Origin of the sequence: Mucilaginibacter calamicampi (genome assembly GCF_042676765.1) — a bacterium.
Taxonomy (GTDB): Bacteria; Bacteroidota; Bacteroidia; order Sphingobacteriales; family Sphingobacteriaceae; genus Mucilaginibacter; species Mucilaginibacter calamicampi.
This window is the reverse complement of the sequence record NZ_JBHTHU010000021.1, coordinates 271,437-295,026: the sequence shown is the minus strand read 5'-3', so window position 1 is coordinate 295,026 and position 23,590 is coordinate 271,437. Positions and strand designations below refer to the sequence as shown.

General features: G+C 44.4%; 11 protein-coding genes. 6 read left to right on the top strand and 5 right to left on the bottom strand.

Going from position 1 to position 23,590, the window contains the following annotated elements; translation table 11 throughout:
• Positions 1 to 11 precede the first annotated feature (11 nt).
• The 5 genes from ACFQZS_RS17060 to ACFQZS_RS17040 form a co-directional block, all read right to left on the bottom strand.
• Positions 12 to 1,652 (bottom strand): RagB/SusD family nutrient uptake outer membrane protein, encoded by a 1,641-nt coding sequence (locus ACFQZS_RS17060; RefSeq protein WP_377102171.1) that lies wholly within the window; start codon positions 1,650 to 1,652, stop codon positions 12 to 14.
• Between the two features lie 29 nt (positions 1,653 to 1,681).
• The gene (locus tag ACFQZS_RS17055; RefSeq protein WP_377102170.1) at positions 1,682 to 4,903 is read right to left on the bottom strand and encodes a TonB-dependent receptor; all 3,222 of its coding nucleotides are present in this window, start codon (positions 4,901 to 4,903) and stop codon (positions 1,682 to 1,684) included.
• A gap of 209 nt (positions 4,904 to 5,112) precedes the next feature.
• Positions 5,113 to 6,303: a FecR family protein gene (locus tag ACFQZS_RS17050; protein WP_377102168.1), complete on the bottom strand. Its 1,191-nt coding sequence runs from the start codon at positions 6,301 to 6,303 to the stop codon at positions 5,113 to 5,115.
• 45 nt (positions 6,304 to 6,348) lie between these two features.
• A complete protein-coding gene (locus tag ACFQZS_RS17045) occupies positions 6,349 to 6,984 on the bottom strand; it encodes an RNA polymerase sigma factor (RefSeq protein ID WP_377102167.1) in 636 nt (211 codons plus the stop codon).
• Between the two features lie 133 nt (positions 6,985 to 7,117).
• Positions 7,118 to 9,694 (bottom strand): hypothetical protein, encoded by a 2,577-nt coding sequence (locus tag ACFQZS_RS17040; protein ID WP_377102166.1) that lies wholly within the window; start codon positions 9,692 to 9,694, stop codon positions 7,118 to 7,120.
• Positions 9,695 to 9,978: 284 nt separating this feature from the next.
• On the opposite strand from ACFQZS_RS17040, the gene ACFQZS_RS17035 reads away from it, so the two are divergent.
• From ACFQZS_RS17035 to ACFQZS_RS17010, 6 genes are all read left to right on the top strand, one after another.
• Positions 9,979 to 14,613 carry a gliding motility-associated C-terminal domain-containing protein gene (locus tag ACFQZS_RS17035; RefSeq protein WP_377102165.1) on the top strand — a complete coding sequence of 1,545 codons (4,635 nt, stop codon included), beginning with the start codon at positions 9,979 to 9,981 and terminating at the stop codon, positions 14,611 to 14,613.
• Positions 14,610 to 15,605 carry a PorP/SprF family type IX secretion system membrane protein gene (locus tag ACFQZS_RS17030; RefSeq protein ID WP_377102164.1) on the top strand — a complete coding sequence of 332 codons (996 nt, stop codon included), beginning with the start codon at positions 14,610 to 14,612 and terminating at the stop codon, positions 15,603 to 15,605. The genes ACFQZS_RS17035 and ACFQZS_RS17030 overlap by 4 nt, the downstream gene beginning before the upstream one ends.
• A gap of 10 nt (positions 15,606 to 15,615) precedes the next feature.
• Positions 15,616 to 17,580: an OmpA family protein gene (locus tag ACFQZS_RS17025; RefSeq protein ID WP_377102163.1), complete on the top strand. Its 1,965-nt coding sequence runs from the start codon at positions 15,616 to 15,618 to the stop codon at positions 17,578 to 17,580.
• A gap of 118 nt (positions 17,581 to 17,698) precedes the next feature.
• Complete coding sequence (locus tag ACFQZS_RS17020; protein ID WP_377102162.1) at positions 17,699 to 19,240, top strand: tetratricopeptide repeat protein; 1,542 nt, start codon at positions 17,699 to 17,701, stop codon at positions 19,238 to 19,240.
• Between the two features lie 262 nt (positions 19,241 to 19,502).
• Positions 19,503 to 22,289 carry a TonB-dependent receptor gene (locus ACFQZS_RS17015; RefSeq protein ID WP_377102161.1) on the top strand — a complete coding sequence of 929 codons (2,787 nt, stop codon included), beginning with the start codon at positions 19,503 to 19,505 and terminating at the stop codon, positions 22,287 to 22,289.
• A gap of 27 nt (positions 22,290 to 22,316) precedes the next feature.
• Positions 22,317 to 23,573 carry a right-handed parallel beta-helix repeat-containing protein gene (locus ACFQZS_RS17010; RefSeq protein ID WP_377102160.1) on the top strand — a complete coding sequence of 419 codons (1,257 nt, stop codon included), beginning with the start codon at positions 22,317 to 22,319 and terminating at the stop codon, positions 23,571 to 23,573.
• The last annotated feature ends 17 nt before the right edge of the window (positions 23,574 to 23,590 follow it).

The following is a 23,590-nucleotide window of genomic DNA, read 5'->3' as shown; positions in this document are numbered from 1 at the left end:
TGGTTATATAATTATTTACCAGGATAGCCAGGGTTTTGGGTCAGCGTAGGGCTACGCACAATCTCTGTTACGGGGATGGGGCGTACCAAATACTTAGCATCAAGGGCGGTTGCATGGTTGTGAGCAGTAAAGGCATTGTATTTCACAGCGCGGTCGGCCAGCGTTCCGGTGCGTTTCAGATCCATCCATCTGTTTGATTCACCAAACAGTTCGCGGGCAGATTCGTCAAGCACATCTGCTATGGTGGCATTTCCGGTTAACAGGTCACTTCCTGTCAGTTTAGCTCGTTGGCGCAACTCGTTTATCAGTGCTGTAGCCTGCGCTCCCTGCCCTTGTTTAACATATGCTTCGGCCAGCAGCATCATGGTTTCGGCGCGACGGAAGATGTAGGTATCCCGATGCCCTTGTGGGTCAACCCCCCCGTTGGTATAAACTACTACCGTTGGGTCGTAAAATTTCCAAATGATAGGATATACTACATTCGATCCAAAAAATTGATGATACTGATCCGGGTTCACTACGTAATACACAGGCTTATTGGCTGCCTTGTATGCAGTGATCTGATCTGCGGTCATTGCCTCACGGGGCAGGTACATAATCCGGTCGCCGGTTTTAATGGCTCCATTGGCTCCTGCCGCGTAATTGGTGGCAGCTACAATGTTTCTCTGCAAAAACCGCTCGCTTGCCCTAAAGTCATTGGCAGAATAAAGGTTGAACTGGTAGGAACTAGGCTGATATGAAGCATCCTGCCTCCAGTATGGCGCTGTAAGGGCTCCTCCCGCAAATCTGTCAGTCCAAAACTTAAACTGCTGATAAAGATTGTTACCATTTTTGTTGTTCGCATCGGTAGCAGAATAGCGCACCGCAAAGATCACTTCTTTATTGCCAACCGCATATTGGTCGCCAAAGAGTGTTTCCCATGTAGTAAGGGTTGATTTGCCCATAGCTACCTGCAGGGCGCTAACAGCACCTGCCAGATCTGTTGCCTGCGCGTACGATTTATAGCTGCGTGTAAGCAACACCTTGCCCAACAGGTGCTGGGCCATAGCCTGGGCTACGCGTCCGTAGTCACTCGGATCTGCCGGAAGTTGGGTAATTGCCTGGTTCAGGTCGCCTACCATTTGTTTATACACATCTGCTTCAGGCGCGCGGGTAAAATTGTAGGTAGCTTCGGTAACCTCGCTGGTTAGCAATGGCACATCGCCAAAAGATTCAACCAGGTTAAAATAGGCATAAGCGCGTAATGCCAGCAATTCGCCCGTGCGGGTAGCATAAATTTTAGGGTCGATACTATTTTGTATAGCCGCGCCACGAGACAGTGCGGTATTGGCTTTAGTGATCAGATTGTAATTGTCTGTCCACCAGCTCTGGCTCTCATTGCCTGTAAACACCGTGTAATCGTTAATAGGCATTTGGGTGTCATCTACCACGCCGGTCCTGTCGTACATGTCTGTTCCGTACCACATATGTCCGGTGTTTTGCAGCAGAGGGCGCAAATATCTGTATGTTTCGTTCACCAACTCCTCGTACGAGTTTTGCGTTACGAAGTACTTGTCACTCGTTACCGACGACGGGTTAACTTCCTCCAGCTTACATGAGTGCGCGAGGGTAAGTACCAAAATCGCCGCTATATAAGTGCTTAATTTTTTCATGATTATTAATATGTGTGATTCTTGATGAATTAAAACGCCAGATTAAGTCCTAACATAAACCTGCGTGTCATAGGATAGCCATAGGTTTGCGTGTCTTTGCCTGCTATTTCCGGGTCCCAACCTGCATAATCAGTAAAGATGAAAGGGTTTTGGCACGAAGCGAATACGCGCAACTTGCTCAACCCTACTTTGCCTATCATGGCCTTAGGGAAGTTGTAGCCGGCGTTAATGTAGCCTACCCTTACATACGGCGTTTTCTGAAAGTATAGCACCTCCATCGGGCCGGAAGGTACGCCGGGACGCACCCAGTTACCGCCGGTGTTTTGCGGCGTCCAGTAGTTAAGCTTCAGTATGTTGAAATTCTCGTTGTCCGTCATCGAATATGATCCATGGAACTGCGAATAGGAATATTGTCCCTGGCGGGTGGTCACCGTGAACGCAAGATCTACGTTTTTGTAAGTAAAACTATTGGTGATACCCCCGGTCCATTTAGGGAAAAGCGATCCTTTAAATACCTTATCGGCATTGTTTATCGTTCCGCTTCCGTCAATGTCACGCACCTTTATGCTACCCGGTGCCAATCCATAACGTTTAGCTTCAGCCGCTTCGTTTTCGCCCCAATAGCCCACCTGGTCGTATGTCCACACAACGCCCACCGGCTGCCCAACAAACCAGCCGTTAGCCTCGTCGCGGGTTGAACCGTCAGAAAGGCTTATAATTTTGTTGCTGTTAGATGTTACATTGAGTGATGTATTCCATGTAAAACTGCCGGTTTTGATATTGATAGTGTTCAGGGAAAACTCAATACCTTTGTTATTAACCGAACCCACATTATCTGTCAGGCTGGTAAACCCGTTAAGTACAGACATAACGCGGTTCATGATAATGCCGTTGGTGCGGCGGTTGTACACATCTACCGTTCCGCTAATGCGCCCCTTATAAAGTTCAAAGTCTAAACCCAGGTTAAACTCGCTGGTTCGCTCCCATGTAAGGTTTTTATTTGCAAAGCGCGTTATAGCCGAGGTGTTGGCTACGCTTGTAGAGCCAAAAAGATACCTGGCATTGCTTACTGTTGGATAGCTGCTATAAGCCGATACGCCGTTATTGCCGGATACACCATAGCTAAAGCGCAGTTTTAAGTTAGATATTGCGGTTTTGTCTTTCAAAAACTTCTCTTCTGAAATTCTCCAGGCAACGGCTGCAGATGGGAAGAATGCCCACTTATGCCCTTCTGCCAGTTTGGAACTACCGTCTGTACGCCCTGTAGCAGTTAAAAGGTAACGTCCTTTGTAGTCGTAATTAACACGTCCAAAAAATGAACTCAACTGTTCCTGTATATAATTAGTAGACATGGTTGACATGGTGCCCGCGCCAAGGTTATACCAATCGTATGCATCTGTTGGAAATGCTCTTGCTACCTCGGCCGAAGTCATGATAGCTGATTTGTATTGAGATGCGCCCAGCAACAGGTTTACAGAATGGTCGCCCCAGGTTTTATCAGCTTGCAACAAGTTATCCCAGGTATATTTTACCGTGCGGCCTGCCTGGTATTGGGCACTGCTGTTGGCCAGCGCTCCTGCGCCGGTTTTGGTCATAGAACCGATGTACGAAGCATATTCCGAATGGTTAATATCGGGTGCAAAGGTGGTAGTAAACTTTAACCAGCTCAGCGGTTTCGCTTCAAGGTACATGTTACCAAAAACATGCGTGTTGTTGGTTTGCGTGTGCCTGTTTTCCTGTTCTAAAAACGGATTGGTTATGGTTGTTATACCGTCCGGATAAAACTTTAACGTTCCATCTGCATTGTACTTATCTGTTAAGGGGTTAAGGCGATAGATGGTACGAAAAGTTTCGGGGCTTGCTCCTGTCGTTATTTCGTAAGCAGAATATATATTAGTACCTACCTTAAATGTATTGTTTATCTGTTTATTAAGCGCCGCGCTTAAATTGTAGCGGGTGTAACCGTCGCCTTTAATTTCACCGTTGTCTGAGTTGATTGCCGCACCCAGGCTGTAAGTAAGCTTTTCGGCGCTGCCATTCAAACTTACGGCATGCGATTGTATGTACGCTTTCTTCAATATCTCATCCGGCCAGCTAATTGATTTGCCCGCCAGGTAGTTAGCGTATGCCGCCGCACCCAACACGGTTGCCAGGTTAGGTTGATAGGCAGGGTTGGTATAGTTTTGGCCTTTGCTTCTGTCTATACGATATTGCACCCACTCGTCGGCAGTAGTGAAACGCGGAAGATTCATTACTGCGTTTACCGTGCCCGAGCCGATATACTCTACCGAGTTTTTGCCTTGCTTGCCTTTGCGGGTGGTAACAATGATTACGCCATTAGCACCGCGCGAACCATAAATGGCGGTAGACGAAGCATCTTTCAATACGTCAATTCGCTCAATGTCAGTAGGCGAAATATCGTTAATAGAGTTAACATAGATCCCGTCTAACACGTAAAGGGGTGGGTTGATACCGCTTAAATCTGTACCCGATTTAATGGTGTTCTGTCCGCGGATAGAGATATCAAATCCTCCGCCGGGCTTGGTGCTGGCCGTAGAAACGTCTACACCGGGAATTTGGCCGGCCAATGCCTGTATACCGTTACTAAAGTGCGTAGCTACAATCTTTTCGTTTGATACCGAACTTAAGGCACCGGTAAGGTCGGCACGCTTTTGTGTACCATAACCCACAACTACTACCTCATTCAATTGAGATACCTCCTCCTGCATAACCACAGTCATTTTGTTGACTGCCTTTATTTCGCGGCTGTTAAAACCAATGTAGGTAAATACCAGTACCGCGTTTTCATCAGAGACCATAATGCTGAACTCGCCGTTAACATTGGTAGATGCTGCCGCATTATTGGCTTTACATTTTACCACAACGCCTGCCAGCGGGCTGCCTTTCTCGTCAGTAACCTTTCCGGTAATGGCACGTTGGGCCACCGGTGTTATTCTTTCTTTCACAACTACCGCCTTATCTTCAGTTGTAATTGTATATGTTAATGGCTGATCGCTGAAAATTTCTGTAAGCGCGTCCTTCAGGTCCACGTTCTTTACATTTACCGTAACTGGCTTGGCGCTGTTGATAAGCCTCAGGTTATAAAAAAAATCATAACCGCTCTGGTTACGAATATCATCAAATACCTGTTCAAGAGAGCCTTTGGTTTTATTGAGTGTAATTTTTTGTGCGTAAGTGGCGGCACTTACATGCAGGATGGCCGTTGTTAGTATGATGATAGTGAGTTTCATAATTAACAGGCATTTTTTTAGGACGTGGTAAGAAACACCGCGCCTCACTTGTAAAAAAGTTTTGTACATTTGTTATTAGGGTTTATCGAAAAATATTGTTCGCGCTTATTTTTCCCGTTTTAAAACAGGTGGTAGGCCCCAAACATTTGCCAGCGGTGGTTCCAAGCACCTCTGGCTTTTTTTTTGAGCTACCGTTTGCCAGGGTGAGGTTATTGCATAACGGTAACCCTCCTTCCCTCAACTATAAAGTGAACGTTTCCGGTTAATTCCATTATTTTTAAGGCAGATGAAAGATTTTTATAGCGGGATATCTTCCCACCGAATTTTATAGAAGGATCTACATTGCCTGCGTATACCACCTGCACATCATACCAGCGGGCAATTTTTCGCATAATGCTTTCCAGGCTTTCATTAAACTTAAAATAGCCGTTTTTCCAGGCCATCACATCTTCCAGGTCAATGTTATTAGTCACCCTTATGGCTCCATGGCCAACCAGCGCCTGCTCGCCGGGAACCAGCACGCGCGACTTGCCACTATCCGCAATTTTTACGGAGCCTTCCAACAGCGTTGTTCTGGCTATCTGCTCATCTTCATAGGCCATAATGTCAAAATGGGTGCCCAGCACCTCAACGGTTTGTGTTTTGCCGGCCACTTTAAAAGGCATATTTTCGTTATGGGCTATCTCAAAATAGGCCTCTCCTTTAAGCTGCACCTTCCGTTCGTTCCCGGTAAAAAATGTAGGATAAGTAAGGCTCGATTTTGCATTCAGCCACACCTTAGATCTATCCGGCAAAATAACCTGCCACTGCCCCCCAACCGGTGCCTCTATGGTGTTATACTCGGGCTTTGCTTCACTATTTTCTATTAACCCAACAGGTGTTTCGTAAACTATTTCCCCTTCAGCTGTTTTAGTGATCTTTATGCTTGACTGCATGGCTATCTGACCGTTATCTGAGTCGGATAAGCTGATCTTCTGCCCGTTGGCCAATGTGAGAATAGCCTTGTTACCACCCGGCTTAATTTCTTTTTTTAAAGCGAGGACATTGTTTTGTTCTGGTTGCTTTTCAGCGTAAAAAAGCAGAGCGGCTCCCGCAATTATCAAAACAGCGGCAGCTGCTGACCATACAGATATGCGAAATGTTTTTTTCCGCATGGGCACAATTACAGGCGAGCCGGCTATTTTTTGCTGAAGCTCTTCAAAATGTTTATCCCGCAAGGCTACCTGAGAAGCTTTGGCCATCATAATGACGGTTCGTTTAAGCTCCTCAACCTGCATCGCCTCATCGGGGTGATCTGCTATCCATTTGGTCCAGTACCGCACGTCGCTATCGCTTCTGCCGAAACAATAATTCAAGAAACTCTCCTGATCAAGTAATTGCGTAATGTCTTTATCCGGCATTAGTAACAAGCTTTGGACAATAGAGCAGGTTGCCCTCTATTTTTCCTATGCTTTTTTAAAAAAAATGAAAAAAAGAATTGTAAAAAGAGAAACAGCTGCCGAAAGCATCTGCGCATAATCCTGACCGATTAGCTTTCTTAACTTTTCGACCGCGTTATATATCGTATTATACGCCGTTTTTACAGAAATATCGTTCAGCAGGGAGATCTGCTCGTAAGTAAGGTCAAGGTAGAATTTCTGATAGACGATCTTTGCCTGGCTATCAGATAATTGATCAATATAGCCTTGCAGTATCTGCGTTACCTGTTGCTGAGTAGTTTGCCTGATATATTCTGCTTCTACTGAAGGGTAAACGGGCATTTCCGGTAAATCCAGCAACTCCACGCCCTCTTCGGCATTAAAATGCGGCTTACGGAAAAGATTGCGGATAAACGCCGTTACCAGGTAATTATGGTGATTATTTATATGCTGTAAGCGGGCACGGTTTTCAAATACATACAGGAACAGATCATTTACACAATCTTTTGATCTGTCAAGCGTGGCTCCTTTCAGGTTGCCGATGTATATCAGATAATCATGATAATGCGAATACAAGGAATAAAAAACATCCTGATCTCCTTCTGCAATAAAAGCATTCCAATGTAACTTTAACGCTATACCGGATCCTTTGTAAGTTGACATCGCCTGCTTAAACTGTGGGGTAGCAGTTCGGGCACAAAATTGAACATCACCTGTGCATTTGCGGTTTAGCCAATATTATTAATTTGTTAACCCTTAGCAATGTTTTGCTAAGGGTTAACAAATTATATCCAACCTAGTCGTCTTTGGCTTGCGCCGTTTGCAGCGGTTCTACTAAAAACATATTTACATTTAAGCCATTTTCTCTGCATATTTTATTTACCTCGTAGGCTATATGCCGGTAAAATTCAGGCGCCGAATTACGCAAATTTTCATTATGCATCAACATTACCATTGTGCGCAATTTTAAATATTTATAGCCCGATTTTTCTGCTATAGCGGTAATGCTTTTAACTTCATTTAAAATGGATAATTGTTTCGGGGTATCCATCATTGTTCTTATACGCAGGAAGTGGAAAAGAATGGTCATAAACGGCGTTAGCACGCTTCGGTTGTTAGCAAAGGCAGCCGACAAGTCTTTATAAACTATTCCCGCCTTATCCCTGCAACCCATCTCAAAAAGCATGCTGGCCTTATGCACCTGGATAAAATAACCGTATTGAGTGGTATAATCATCAAGGCTATCAGCTCTGTAATTTTTCATCAGAAAATTTACAAGGCGTAAAATCTTCCTGGGGTTGCGGCACAACAGCAGTGTATGTACTCCCAATAAATAAAGCATATCATTGCATGCGCTCTGCCGTAAATTGCCTTTATCTTCAGGAGGATTAAAATATAAATGGGTTAATTCCCTTATAGCATCTTTTTTAACAATGTTGTATTTAAGGCAATGATAATAAGTGTCAAAACAATTTAACGGGTTTACAGGTAAGGTATTAAAGTCGTCAGCAGGAAAAGTCTCCAGCTTATCAATAATTTTGTGCAGTTCGTCTAAATTAAGTTCAACAAGCGCTATAATGCCCAGCGCAGTAAGAATAATTATACGCCGCTTGTTAGAAAGCTCCAGCTTTAACAGCGTATTTAACGTTTTTCTGTAGTGAGGATTGATAAGCTCAAGCCCAAAAAAGTATTGAAATATTTTATCACTAAGCGGTTGTCTAAAATATTGCATTAACGGCCCGCTTTGTTGTAGCAGGCTGTATTCCCGTTCAAGTAATTCGCCAATAAATGTTACCAGGCTGGTTTTTTCGTTCGGATTTAACTCCACCTCTGTAATATGCTCCAACCCTTTTAATCCGTCAACTTTAACCGCGTGTATAACACACCATTTTAACACATTAACCTTTTGCGGGTTATGGTTAAGCAACTTATTTATAGCGGTCATCAAATTGCTGTCAAACCTTTCATCGTTATCAAATAACAACGCCTGCGCTATACTATATTCCAGGTAGTTATAGTTGCCAAATTGGACGTGTGTATTATATTGAAAGGCGCTGCTTTCATTAAGTTCCCGTAAAAACCCAAGGCTTATCAATTCAAGGTAAGCATGCGGATATTGCTTTATAAGGTGTTCTATTTTTAGCTTGTTAACGCTATAATTGTTGTTCTTAATATCAAGATGCCCAACAATGGCATTTATAAATGCTATTTTCTCTGACGAGAAAGAGCTTAAATAAACCTTATTTAAAATAAATGCTGCTATTAATTCATACAAGGATGTATGATCTGCCGAACTGAGCGAAAAATTATTTTTATGAAGTTTATAATGCTCCTGGAAATAAAGCGGGTGATTAAATATCTCGGCCAGCTCAGGGTTTATAGTTTCGTGCGCTTCGGGATTTATCTTGTGGCACAAGGCATTAATTTCGCGCAGATCAAATAAGGGTACATTTATGTAGTTTGAATTGCTATGAAAACCGGTGTACCAGGTATCGCTGTTAAACTCAACATAATGCCGGTTATTTATCCATGTTGATGTGCGGGTGGTTAATATCAGCTTAAACCAACTGTGCGACTGATAAAACGCGAATACATCTACTAATTGGTTAAGTATAGTTCTAAACTGATCGTTTTTAAACATAAACTCATCCAGCCCATCAACAATTAAGAAAAACTTCCCGTTTTTTCTTTGTGCAACATCCAGTGCGGTTTTAACATCATTATCAGTACTATAACCTAATAAAGACAGTAACCAGTTACTAATATTACCGGCGGTATGCACGGCGCTCACTACCGCGTTGCTGCTAAACAGCAATATAATATCACCGCTATTACCTGCTTCATCAGCGGCCAGCTTCTCGTCTATCCAATGGCATATTGCCACGGTTTTACCATAACCGGCCGGCGCGGCTAATACTGTTCCGGAACTGGCGGATGCCACAAATTCATTAATATGGTAATCAATAAACTCGCGCTTTATAGTCCTGCTATAAGGAATTACAGACTTGTTTTTTAGCGCCTGAAGTGTAAAATTAGTTACAGTTGCAGCCTTTTGCTGCAGCTGTTTCCAGCTTACGTTTTTAACGGTTTCATTAACTTTTACATGGCTTATTTTCTTTTCATGAAAATCCTGCCAATCACCATAATCGCAAAACTGCGCCATTGTATTTATGGTGAACAGAGATGGCTTAAACTTACTGTGCGCAAACCCATATATGCGCTTCAGCGTAGTTTCGCTTACGTTTTGCCGCGTTTTCTTATTAATTAATATTGATAATAACTTACAATCAGCCGGTATAGGATTTTTTATACCCGCCGTAGCAAGTACGCAGCTCTTTAATTCTTCCAGGTGACTTGGTAAAAATGGACTCATAGGTTAGATAGCGAATTCTGTTGTTTGTTTTTTTACTAAGCATTTTCAGGGGAATTGGGTAGTCGCAAATCAGTATATTTTAATATCACTTGGGGTATAGATATCGAAATATACGTTAAGGTACATACTTCAGGTTGTAAAACCTATAGGAATGAACAAAATGAACAAATTAAAATAAAATGAACATTTTGTAATTGTTTGATAAACAATGAACGAAGTGTTTATAAACTATAGTTAATAAATTATTGTACTAAGTGATGTTTACCAACTAATAAATCATCACTATGAAAATCTCTACTTTAGCTACCAGCTTCATTGTTGCTGCATGCTTACTGCTTTGTACATTCTTAAATGGATATGCCCAGCGTAACTACGCAACTACCAACCGGGTGGGGGCAAACGGTTTGCTATGCCTTAATTGCATAGTAAACAATCCTAACAATGCCTCTGATGGCAACCCACAAACATTTTCAACCATCAACGTTGCGGTAGGTATTGCTGCCAGCACTTACCAGGAGCTCATTTTTCCGGCGGCCGGTAAAGTTGCGGCCAACACGCCGGTTTCTTTAAAACTGGGCAGTGGCGACAATTTGCTTGATCTGACCGCGCTGGGTGGCATTTTCATACAGGCTTATAATGGGAATACGCCGGTTGCACCCGGACTTGCTGCTTCAACACTTGTATCAGCCGCGAGCAACAACAACCAGATATTGGTAACTTTTACCCCTACACAGATCTACGACCGGGTAAGAGTAACTTTAAATGGCGGGTTAGTTGGTGCTTTAAGCAGCATTTATTTGTACGAGGGATTTTATAATTCCCCCGGCGCGGTTGCCTGTAATACCGCAATTGATGAATTGCATGGCATATCGGCAGGGTTGTTAAACCTGGGTGTTGATGTGGGTGGTGTGGCCAACCCGCTAAACGCCATTGATGGTAACTTAAATACATTTTCAACTTTAAATGCATCAGTTGGCGCGGTTGGTGCTACTACGCAACAAACAGCACTTTTCTCGTCACTCTCCGTACCGGGCGATTCAGTGAGGCTTACTTTGTCAATACCGCAGGCACTTATTGATGCCGGCGTACTAACACGCATTGCCGTTAATACTTTTAATGGGAATACAGACAATGGCGACTCGCGAACATTAAGCTCTGCGTTGCTTACCGTCAGGCTGCTTGATCTTTCGGGCACAAGCCGCAGGGTAACTGTTACCTACGCCCCGCCAAATGTGTTCGACCGGGTAAAGCTTACTTTAGGTGGTGGAATTGCTAATGTTCTCACTTCATTAAATCTGCACGAAGTTCAGCGGGTTTTACCGCGGCCTGTTATTTCAAATAACAATGTTGTGGTTTCTAATCTGCAGCTATGCGGTAACAGTTCTGTAACGCTTACTGCCGCGGCAAAACCTAACACGGTTTTCAACTGGTATGCAGCTGCAACCGGGGGCGCGCCTGTCTTTACCGGGGCAGCGTATACCACCCCATTATTAACCACTACTACTACCTATTACGTTGCAGCCAGCAGGGTTGGCTGTACAGACGAGTCTGACCGCACGCCGGTAACCATCACCATAAATGCTGCCCCTGCAACACCAACCTTAACGGTTGCTAACCCAACCATTTGCGCGGGCGATGTAGCCGTGCTTACAGTTGCATCGCCATTGGCGGGTGTTACTTACAGATGGTATGATGCCGCGACAGGCGGCGCACCGGTATTTACCGGCAACAGCTTTACCACCCCGGCGCTTAATACCGGCAGAAGCTATTTTGTGGAGGCCGTTAATTCTGGCGGATGTAGCAGCGCAACACGGGCAGAAGCAGTAATAACTGTACAACCCAAACCGGCCGCGCCAACTTTAACAGCAAATAATCAAACTATAAATGCCGGGCAAACAGCGACTATTACCGCAACTTCGGCCACACCTGGCGTCACTTTTAACTGGTATACTACTGCAAGCGCTACAACACCATTTTTTACCGGCGCAAGTTATACCACGCCTGCTTTGTTTACCTCGCAAACCTATTATGTAAGCGCGGCTAACAGCACAGGTTGCCAATCATCAACCCGCACGGCCATAACTATCAACGTAAATGCAGATACTAACGCACCTTGTACTTATGCCAACCAGCAAACAACCAATATAAATGGCCTTTGCGCGGGGTGTACCGTAACTAACAGCACATTTGTTGTTGACGCGGACACTACCACAGCATCAACCATAAGCGTTGGCGCGGGCCTGGCAGGTGCTTATGCAGAACAATTGCTGCAATATCAGCAGCCGGGTTTTGCGGGGGATATGATAAAACTGGTAATACAAAGCCCGGTAGGTTTAACAGACGCTGCCTTGCTCGGACAAATACAGGTAACTATTTACAACGGTGCCACACCTGTTAACACGGTGTTACTTAATAACGCTACAGTACAGGTAAGGCTACTTGGTGGTGGCGGTAACCGTTATGTAGTGCTAGTACCCGCCCCAGCAGGTTATGACGGTGTAGGTATCCGCTTAAGCTCTGGCGCTGTAACGGCGCTAACTTCTGTTCAGTTATTTTACACCGCGCAGCAATATCCCGCGCCTGTTTTTGCTAACGCGAATCCGGAAATTTGCAAAGGAAGCCCTGCGCAGCTTTCTATTACATCGCCCGGAAACGGAACATTTAACTGGTATACAACACCAACCGGCGGCACACCTGTTTATACCGGCAGTAATATAACTACCGATCCGATAACAGGTAACACCACTCTGTATGTTGAATACACACGTGGCACCTGCACAAGCCCTGTTAGGTACCCAATTACCATAGTGGCTAATGATGTGCCGCTTAAACCGGTTGTTGAGCCTGCAAGTGCCACTATTTACAGCGGCCAAACAACTACGTTTAAAGCCACACCTGTAGGTAATGCCACCGTTAAATGGTATACCGCAGCAACGGGCGGCACACTGGTATTTACCGGAACAACCTTTACAACCCCACCGTTAACAACTAATACAACATATTATGCCGAAGCCAACAACGGCACCTGTGCTTCTGTAGATAGAACACCGGCTGAAGTTACTGTGCAGGCGGTGGTTATACCAGACGTTGCCGTAACCCCGCCAACGCAAACAATTACTTCAGGGCAAACAGCCAGCATGACTGCCTCGTCAACCACACCAGGTACTATATTTAACTGGTACGACCAGCCAACCGCCGGAACACTTTTGTTTACCGGGCCAACCTATACCACACCACCTTTATCAGCCAATAAAACTTATTATGCTGAAGCTGTAGTAACAGCCAGCGGAGCGGTTTCGGCAACAAGGGCAAGCGGAGCAGTTACGGTTAACGCGGCCACAGTTCCGGATATAGTCGTAACGCCACCTACACAATCTGTTAATCCGGGGCAAACGGCTACGTTTACAGCAACATCTACAACACCGGGTACATCATTTAACTGGTATACTACGCCAACAGGTGGGTCGCCAATATATACCGGGCCTGTATATACAACGCCACCGGTGTTCAGCAATAACACCTATTATGCCGAAGCTGTAGTTGACGCTACAGGCATACCGTCTGCAACACGTGCAACCGGCACAGTAAATGTAGCGGTTATTGTTCCGGATGTAGCGGTAACGCCGCCGAGCCAAAACATCAATTCGGGCCAGACAGCTACTTTCACCGCATCGTCTACCCTACCCGGCACTTCATTTAACTGGTATACTACACCAACAGGTGGCGCACCCATATTTACCGGGCCAACGTTTACATCGCCGCCGCTAACTACCAACACAACCTACTATGCCGAGGCGGTGGTTGATGCCACCGGCACACCATCATCTTCGCGAGCAAGCGGGGTGGTTGTAATAAATGCTAACACTGTTCCTGATGTGGCTGTAAATCCACCTGTACGCAATATCAATTCGGGCCAAACAGCAACGTTTACGGCATCATCTACTACACCCGGCACCTCGTTCAAATGGTATACCACACCAACAGGAGGTTCGCCTATTTTCACCGGTGCTGTATATACCTCGCCGCCCGTTTATTCAAACACAACCTATTATGCCGAGGCGGTGGTTGATGCTACAAATACCCCTTCCGCCTCTCGGGCCAGTGGTGTGGTTTCTGTTACGGCCGTGCCGCCGGCTACACCGGTAATAGCCAATACCGGCACTTCTGTTTGTCCGGGCAACACAACCACCTTAACAATAAGCAATCCTAATCCGGATCTGACAGTAAGGTGGTATGCCGAAGCTGCCCTTACAACGCTGCGTGCAACAGGCAATACTTTTACTACAAGTACTATAAATGCCAATACTACCTTTTATGTACAATCAACAGATCCGGCAGGGAATAAATCGGCGGTGGCTACTGTAACCGTCACAATTATACCGCAGTTGGCTGCCCCAATTGTAACTGTTGCTTCGGCAAGCACCTCGTCTATCACTTTTCAATGGACAAGCATAGCTAGCGCGACAGGTTACCAGGTTAGTACCAATAATGGCACATCATTTACAGATATAAGCACAGGCAACAGTTATACTGTTACCGGGCTACAGGCCAATCAAAGCGCGGCGGTAATTATACGGGCTACCGGTACTTGCCAACCCGGTTTAAACTCTGCTTTGGTAACAGGCACAACTGCCAATCCGTTTGCTAACGGTTTGTTTGTACCCAACGCGTTTACGCCCAATGGAGATGGCAACAATGACATGGTGTTTGTACAAGGTACCGCGGTTAAAGGCATAGTATTTACGGTATACAACCAGTGGGGCGAGTTGATCTATCGCACAAATGTACTTAACAGCGGATGGGACGGCAGCTATAAGGGCCGCATTCAACCTGTAGGCGTGTACGTTTACTATGTTGAAGCCACCATGAATGACGGACAATTAGTTAAGAAAAAAGGAACCATAACTTTATTAAGATGAAAAAGGAACTATTAATACTCATTATATTATCTCTGGTGCTTTATATGAAAACAAGCGCGCAGATCGATCCACATTTTTCACAGTACTATGCTTACCCGTTATGGTTAAACCCTGCACTTACCGGTGTTATAAATGGCGATGCGAGGATAAATGCCAACTATAAAAATCAATATCCTCAGTTAAATAACGCCTATAAAACCACGGCCCTATCTGCCGATATGCGGACGAATAACAATGTGGCTTTAGGCATTAACGTGCTTAACCAGGCCGCAGGCGATGCCGGGTTCAATTATTTCTCGGCATACGGAACATTTGGTTACAGCATCACTGTATCTAACGATGGTAACCAGAAGGTGAGCTTTGGCCTGCAGGCGGGTGTCATTAACCGAAGCTTTGATCCCAACAAAGTACAGTTCGGCAACCAGTTTAATCCCGAAGGCGGTTTTGATCCGTCTATACCATCAAATGAACGCTTTCTGAATACCAACACAACGGTTTTTGATGCAGGAGCCGGTGTATTTTACTATGATGGTAACCCTATGAGCAATGCCAATTTATTTGGGGGGATAAGCGTTGGCCACTTGTCGCGCCCGCGCGATCCATTCGCCGCCGAAGGGGACAATTCCAAACTTCCGCTGCGATACACGGTACATGCCGGGGTACGCATAAGGGCGAGCGAGTATATTGACGTAATACCCCATGCTATTTACATAAAGCAGCAAAAAGCTCAGGAAAAGGCTGTTGGTGCCTACTCAGAGTTTAAAATGGATGGCGATAAGGGTATCATCTTCGGGGGCATGTACCGCTTTAATGATGCTGCCGTTGCAAGCGTAGGTTACCATCTTAGCAGCCTTATTATAGGTGCCAGTTATGATTTTAATACGTCATCGCTTAACAGGGCCACCAACTCGCGCGGAGGTTTTGAGCTATCTATAAGCTACCTGTTCAGAAAACGCATAAGCGACCCAGAACCTATTTGTCCACGCCTTTAATTGTTTGGATATGAAAAGGACATTTTTTACATGGATAATAATGCTGCTGTTTTACGGTGCAGGTGCACAAGTAAATACATCGCCAAAAGCACTGGGCGATAAAGCATTCAAAAACAAAGATTATTATGAGGCTGCATTTTATTACAAAAAGGCAGCTACAGGCATGAACCTGATCAGCGAAAAACAGGTGCCTTATCAACCGGGCAGTAAAATCTCAAAAAAAGATGCAAGCAATGTTGATCAGGAATACGTAAGCTACCAGTTGGCCGAATCATACCGCCTGTATCAAAATTACCTGGAGGCCGAACCCTGGTACTATAAGGTGCTGAATGATAATTATGAATCGCAGTATCCCCTTGCCCGGCTTTGGTACGGCGTATGTTTACGAGCCAATCAGCATTTTGACGAGGCGGAAAAACAGTTACAGCAATTTGTTACCTCCTACAAAGGCGACAGCAAAAACATAGAGCTTGCACGCAAAGAAATTGCCACATGCAGATTCGCCCGCGAGCAATATAAATATCCTGCATTGCTTGACCTCGCGACTATAAAAGGAGCATTCAGTTCTAACGGATCAGATTACGCGCTGGTAAAAAGAGATGACAATTATTTTTTTACCTCATCGCGGAAAATAAAGGATGAAAAAAACGCGTTGAACCGAATCTATCAAACCAAAATAACCGACGGCAAAGCGCAGATGCTCAATTTTGATGATAACGAACCCGGTAAAAACGAAGCAGAATACGGTGCGCCTGCATTTGAGCCATCAGGTAAGCGCATGTATATTACGCGCTGGTTTAAATCGGGCAGCCAAACCACCTATGCCATTTACAAAAGCGAATGGCAAAATGGCAAATGGGGAGCATTAACGAAGCTAAATAACAATGTAAATGCACAAGGTTTCGCGGCTATACAGCCTTTTATTACCGGCGACGGGAAACAGCTGTACTTTGTTTCTGATAAACCGGGCGGAAGCGGCGGCAAGGACATTTGGGTAGCAGACCTAAATGCAGACGGCGACCCTGTAAACTCGCGCAATGCGGGCACAGCCATCAACTCAAGTTTTGATGAAGAGGCACCTTATTTTGATTCGGCGCAAAAAAGATTGATCTATAGCTCAAAGGGGTTTTTAGGTTTAGGCGGGTATGATTTTTTTGAGAGTTTTAACAACAACGGGGTATGGGCCACGCCAAAAAATATGGGCTACCCTATTAACTCTGCAAAAGATGACATGTATTATTACCCGGATAACACGGATAAAAACAAGTTCTATCTAAGTTCAGATCGCCAATCAGATTGTTGCCTGGAGCTTTTTGAAGCTTATGACAAACGTTACTTTGTGGCCGGGCAGGTGCTTGATTGCGTTAACCAGAAACCCCTTTTAGGCGCAACGGTTAGTTTAAAAGATTCGCTCTCAGGTAATATTCTGAACAAGGTAAAGATAGCTCAAAGTGGGAAATACCTGTTTAACATTAATACCAAACGCCCTTATAACCTGGTGGTTGAAAAATCCGGGTATTTTACTAAAGTATTACCGGTACCCCTATCAGGCAGAATGGCGAAGGACACCCTGCTTAATGCAGATATTTGCCTGCAGCCTTTTGAAGTTAACAAGCCCATTGTTATAAAAAATGTACTGTATGATTTTAATAAAGCCGGATTACGGCCGGAATCAAAAGCAGTATTGGATGAGCTGGTAAAGCTATTGCGGGATAATCCAAAGATTAAAATTGAGCTTTCTGCCCATACCGACGGCATAGGCAGCGATGCTTACAACAACAAGCTTTCGCAGGAACGGGCAAAGGCTTGTGTTGATTACATAATAAGCCGTGGCATTAACAAAGAAAAGATATTTGCGAAAGGATACGGCAAAACCCGACCCATTGCGCCAAATACGCTACCTAATGGACAAGACAACCCCGAAGGCCGGCAAATGAACCGACGGACGGAATTCACCATTTTAAAAGTAGAATAATTGCACAAGCCTCTGATCTTCATCAGAGGCTTTTTAATACAGTAAAATTGCCACCCTGCATAACTTAACGATATCTTAACACTATAGTGGTTAATTTGCTATTTGTTAACCCCTGTAAATGAGAAGTGTCTTTTTTTTAGTGTCGCTGTTAACTTTGTTATCATTTAACTCGAAAGCACAGCTCCCGGATGTTAATGCCTTGAGCCAAAAACATCCGGACTCCGCGCTTATTATCCTTAAAAAAATTCACGCTAAGGCGGTTGATGGTAAAGATGTGGCAACAGAAGGCCTTTGCCTGCAAAAAATGGGGCAGATATGCTATACCCAGGGTCACTACGCGCAAGCGCTTGATTTTTATTTGCATGCCGATAAGGTGTTTAATGAGTTGGATGATAAAAACCTATCGGCCGCAAACCTGGCCGATCTGGGCCTGCTCTATTATTACAATAAGCAGCTTAATCAATCGCGTATAACTTATAATAAAGCGCTTGGGCTTTACAGGCAAACCAATAACCAACAAGGGCAAGCGGATGTGTTTGGCAAGATCGGTCATCTGTACGAGAAAAAACACGACTACGATAGCGCATTTTATTATCAACGCCTGGCGCTGAAAAGCTATACCAACATCAACAATAAACGGGGCGCTGCTAAAATTTACGAAAACCTGGGCAGCATTTACGAGGATCTGGCCAAGTATGATTCGGCTTATACCTGTTTTGACCACTCTTTACAACTTTACACAGCTGATAATAACCAAATTGCAAGCATAGAGGTATTAAACAACCTTGGCGATATGCTGCGCAAAACCGGGAAATATGCGGCAAGCATTATCCAATCGCACAAGGCGCTTAAATTGGCATCGCAAACGGGAAATATCTACCAACAGGCATCGTGCACTAAAGATATCGGGCAAGCTTACGCTTTGATGAACAGGATGGATAGCGCCTATCATTATTCAGAACTGAGCCGCAGATATTACCTGGATGTATACTCAAAAGACGCCGCCAACCAAACCGTGTTTTTACAGGTGCTGTATGATATGAGTAAAAAAAGCGACGAGATAAACCGGTTAAATAACAACCGGAATATCAATCGCATTGTTACCATAGTGGTGGTGTTATTAGGGATATTGGGCATTGTAATATTTAGCAGGCAACGCTTAAAAATAAAAGATCAGCAGGCGCAGCACGAATTAAAGAAACTGGAAGAGGATAGCCTGAAGCAGCAACTGGAATTAAAAAGTAAAGAGTTATCTACCCATACCCTTAACCTGATAAAAAACAACCATTTTTTAGAGCATTTGCGCAGCACGCTGCAAGCCATGGTTAAAGAGGATAAGCGCGATCAGAAAAAACAAATGCAACAGATAATATTGCAGATTAACGAAAGCTTTAACCACGAGCAGCACTGGAAGGAGTTTACCACCGCCTTTGAGCAAGTGCACCAGCGCTTTTTTGATAACCTGAAAACCCACAGCAGCGATCTTACTTCGGCCGACATGCGTTTGATAACGCTGCTCAAAATTAATCTTGACTCTGCCGACATAGCAACCCTGCTTGGCATTTCTCCGGATAGTCTGCGTGTTTCTCGCTATCGCCTGCGTAAAAAGCTCAATATCCCCCAGGGCGACAACCTCACCGCGTTTATACAGGCACTTTAACAGCGTTACACGCACAGCCATTTTTAGCACAATTTGGCGTAAAAACACCACTTAACATTAAGGCAATGTAACGGTAATAAAATGATAACGGCGTTTTTATATCATTATAAATAACTGATAATCAATTAAATAAATAACCGTGTTGCTTTTTAATATATGCTGTTTGTAACGGTGTTGCCTTTATGTAACTCCACAAATTTTTTTTGCAATCAAGGCCTTCCCACTTTTGCGCCAACAATAAAAAACGCAAACAAATATCACGATGAATAAAATTTTCCAAATCTTGTTGCCGCTGCTTTTTAGTATCAGTATAGCCGGCGCAACCACTGTAAAAGGCCATGTGTACGACAAGGAGACCGGCGAGCCGCTGGTAGGCGCCACGGTAATACTTGAAAGCACAGGCAAATCAACCAGCACCGGGCTGGATGGTAAATTTGAGTTTAAAGGCTTGTCTGCCGGGCCTGCCAGTGTACGCATTACCTACATTTCCTACAAAACCGTTGTACAGGCATTCACTGTGTTAAACGAAGACACGCCCCATTTAAAGATCTATATGGAGCATGCGGGTAAGGATCTGCAGGAAGTAGCCATAACCGGCAGATCAAATGGTGTATCTGACCGCGACGCGCGCCGCCTTGAGCAAAATGCCTTGCAGGTAATGAACGTGGTATCGGCCCGGGCAATAGAGGTATCGCCGGATCTGACGGTTGCCAACGTTATACAGCGCGTATCAGGTGTATCTGTTGAGCGTAATAGCAATGGCGATGGCCAGTACGCTATTCTACGTGGCATGGATAAACGCTATAACTACACATTGGTTAACGGTGTAAAAATTCCAAGTCCGGATAATAAGTATCGTTATGTACCGCTTGACCTTTTCCCCTCTGACCTGTTAGACAGGCTGGAGGTTTACAAAACGCTTACTCCTAACCTGGAAGGCGATGCGGTTGGCGGTGTAGTAAATATGGTGATGAAAAACGCGCCGGATCACTTCCAGATCAACGCTAACCTATCCACCGGTTATAGCCAATTGTTTCTTGACCGCAACTTCACCAGCTTTAACTCATCAGGCATACACAGCAAATCGCCATATGAAACGAATGGTCGTAGCTACAACGCTACCGCGAATGATTTTGCCAAGGGAACATTAGATTATACATCTAAAAAACCTGCCCCAAACATGACAGGCAGTTTATCAATTGGCCAGCGCTTTCTGGATAGTAAATTGGGCGTGGTAGTGGCAGGTAGTTATCAAAACACCTACCGCGGCAGCAACAGCACGTTTTACAACTCATCTGTTGCCGGTACAGACCAATACGCTGTTATAACCAGCCAAAGCTATCGCCAGTATTCAGAACAGCAAAAGCGTTTAGGTTTACATGGTAAGATTGATTACGCGTTTAACAATAACCATAAAATTAGCTTATACAATGTATATGTTAACCTGGTAAATGAACAGTTGCGCGATGCCGTTAGTACCAACTATACCGGCAGCACTTACCAGCCCGCCGCAGGTAACGCGGAACTGACCTACCAAACCCGCAGCAGGTTAACCGAGCAGCAGATCTATAACAGCACATTGCATGGCGACCATAGATTTTTTGATAATAAGTTTAAAGTTCAATGGTCGGCAGTTTATTCGTCGGCACAAAACGAAGTGCCTGATAATACAACTATCAGCTTAAACGGTATACGCCAGAACAATGTAGACAAGCGCTTATCATTAGTGAACACCAACCCGGTTGAACGCCGTTGGGAACGTAATACAGATGAAGATAAAGCAGGCTACCTTGATCTGAGCTACAATATTTTAAACGGCAAAAGCAAATTTGATGTGATGGCAGGTGGTTTATACCGCGATAAGCAAAGAACCAGTTTCTTTAACAAATACAACCTGTACACTCCGTTAAAATCTGACGGTACCGCACCGCTTTATGGTGTGGATTTTAAAACTTATACCGATCTGAATTTGCTGGTATCAAACCCAACAGGCGCTGTACAAAACCCGCTAACTTATAACGCGAGCGAAAAAACTACCGCGGGTTACGGTATGTTTAAAGTAGTATCAGGCAAAACCGAAATTACCGGTGGTGTAAGGATTGAACATACCGACCAGGGATACGCATTGTTGTTCCCGGCGGGTGAAACCAGGCCGTCTGGCAGCCAGGTGTATACTGATGTATTACCGAGCTTAACCGTTAAACATCACTTAACCGAAAAGGCACAATTGCATGCATCCTACTACAAAGCGCTTAATCGCCCGGGTTTTTATGAGATTGTACCAAGCAAAGTAGTAAACGAAGAATATGTTGAACGTGGTAACCCTGATCTGAAACGTGCACTTGCCGACAATTACGACCTGCGCTATGAATTGTTCCCGGGTGCGGCAGAGCAACTTTTGGTGGGCGTTTTCTACAAAAAAATAAAGAATCCGATTGAGTATACCTTCCAGCCGGATGCTACCCGTGGTCAGGACATATACTATCTGCCGGGTAACTTTGGTACAGCCAATAACTACGGTGCCGAGGTTGATTACATTAAGTTTATTAACAAAATTGGTATCAAGGCCAACTACACCTACACCCACTCGCGCATTACTACGCCAAAAACATCAAGACGCATAAACGCTACCACCGGCAACATAGAGCCGTTTTTGGTTGACCAGGTTAGACCTTTATATGGCCAGTCTGAGCATATTGGCAACCTGTCATTATTATACAAAAACACCAAAAACGGTTTAGAACTGCAATTAGCGGGTGCTTATACCGGCGAGCGCATTAATACCGTATCGCAATTTCTTGACAATGACCTTTGGCAAAAAGGCTTTGTACAGATGGATGCATCAGCAGAGAAAAGATTTAAAAGCGGTATCAGCATATTTATTAAAGCCAACAACTTGCTGAACACTCCTGCTAAATTGTTTATTAAAGGCACCAACCCGGCCAACCTTGTTATAAAAGAAAACATTGTATCAAACGGTCAAACTCTAATTCGTAGCGATTACTACGGGCAGAGCTACCTGATTGGCATACGTTACAAACTGAATTAATCATCATATATATTAAATCAAAAAGATATGAAAATTGGAAAGTTATTTACAGTATTAAGCTTAGCGACGCTGGCTTTTACAGCTTGCGAAAAAGCAAATATAGATGTTGACACTACGCCCGAGAGTGGCTCAGCAACAGGCGAGGTATCAGGTGTATGGACCAAAGGAAGCGTGCACGAAATTAAAGGCGACATTATTATCCCGCAGGGAAAAACCCTTACTATAGAAGAGGGTGTAACTGTATTGATGGATGTAACAGCAAAGCCTGAAGTGGTGATAAAAGGCAGGCTATACTCGTTAGGTACGGCAGACAATCCGGTTAAATTTACCGTAAGCGATGTTTACAAAACCGACGCTAACAAGTTTGGTAAACTTTGGGGAGGACTTCTTGCATCGCCCACCTGCGATGAACTGGTACTTGATCATACCATTTTAGAGTACGGCGGCGCTACTACTTCTGATGCTTCAACATCGGTTAAACAAGGTTTATACAAAGCTACAGCAGGCGAGAATTTACCTGCGCTATGGTTCTCTAACATTAACGGTAAACTGATTGTGGTTAACAGCACTATCCGCAATTTTCAGGAAGATTGTACTTATATAGAAGGTGGTAAAAGCATTTTTGCCAACAACATATTTTACACTACAGGCGTAAGCGGTGGCGAGGCCATGAACTTTAAGTCTGGCTGTATTGCCGATATTGCTTATAACCTGGTTTACAGCACTAACACTAACGCGCTTAAACTATCAAACAGCGGCGACAGGATTCCGCAGGCTTACATTATAGCTTACAACAACACCATGGTAAACACCGGCTGGAGAAGGCCTACCGCTAAAGGTGGTTCTGTTTGGATAGAAGCCAGCGTACGCACCGAGCTTTATAACAACCTTTTTGCCAACACCCGCTTTGGTGTAAAACGCGATACCAAGAAACCGGAAGACAATCGTTCTAAATACAGCAATAACTGGTATTACGGGTATGACCAAGCCACAGTAAACCAGTTTCAGCCAAACAGCGAGATTGTAGGCGGTGTAAATGATGTTATTAGCACCGTTGCCGGAGCTAACGATCCAAAATTTGTAAACTATCCGTTAAGCAACTCAATGACCAGCCCTGATTTTAACACAACATGGGATTTCCATCTGCAGGGTAATTCGCCTGCTTTAACCAAAGGCATCACCAGCTTTACCCGTAACCACGCGGGCGGTATAGTTGTAAACGGTATAACTTATGTATCGCCTGCACCATCAGCATTTGTTGGCGCTTATGGAGCGAAATTGTAATTTTAAGATCAACCATT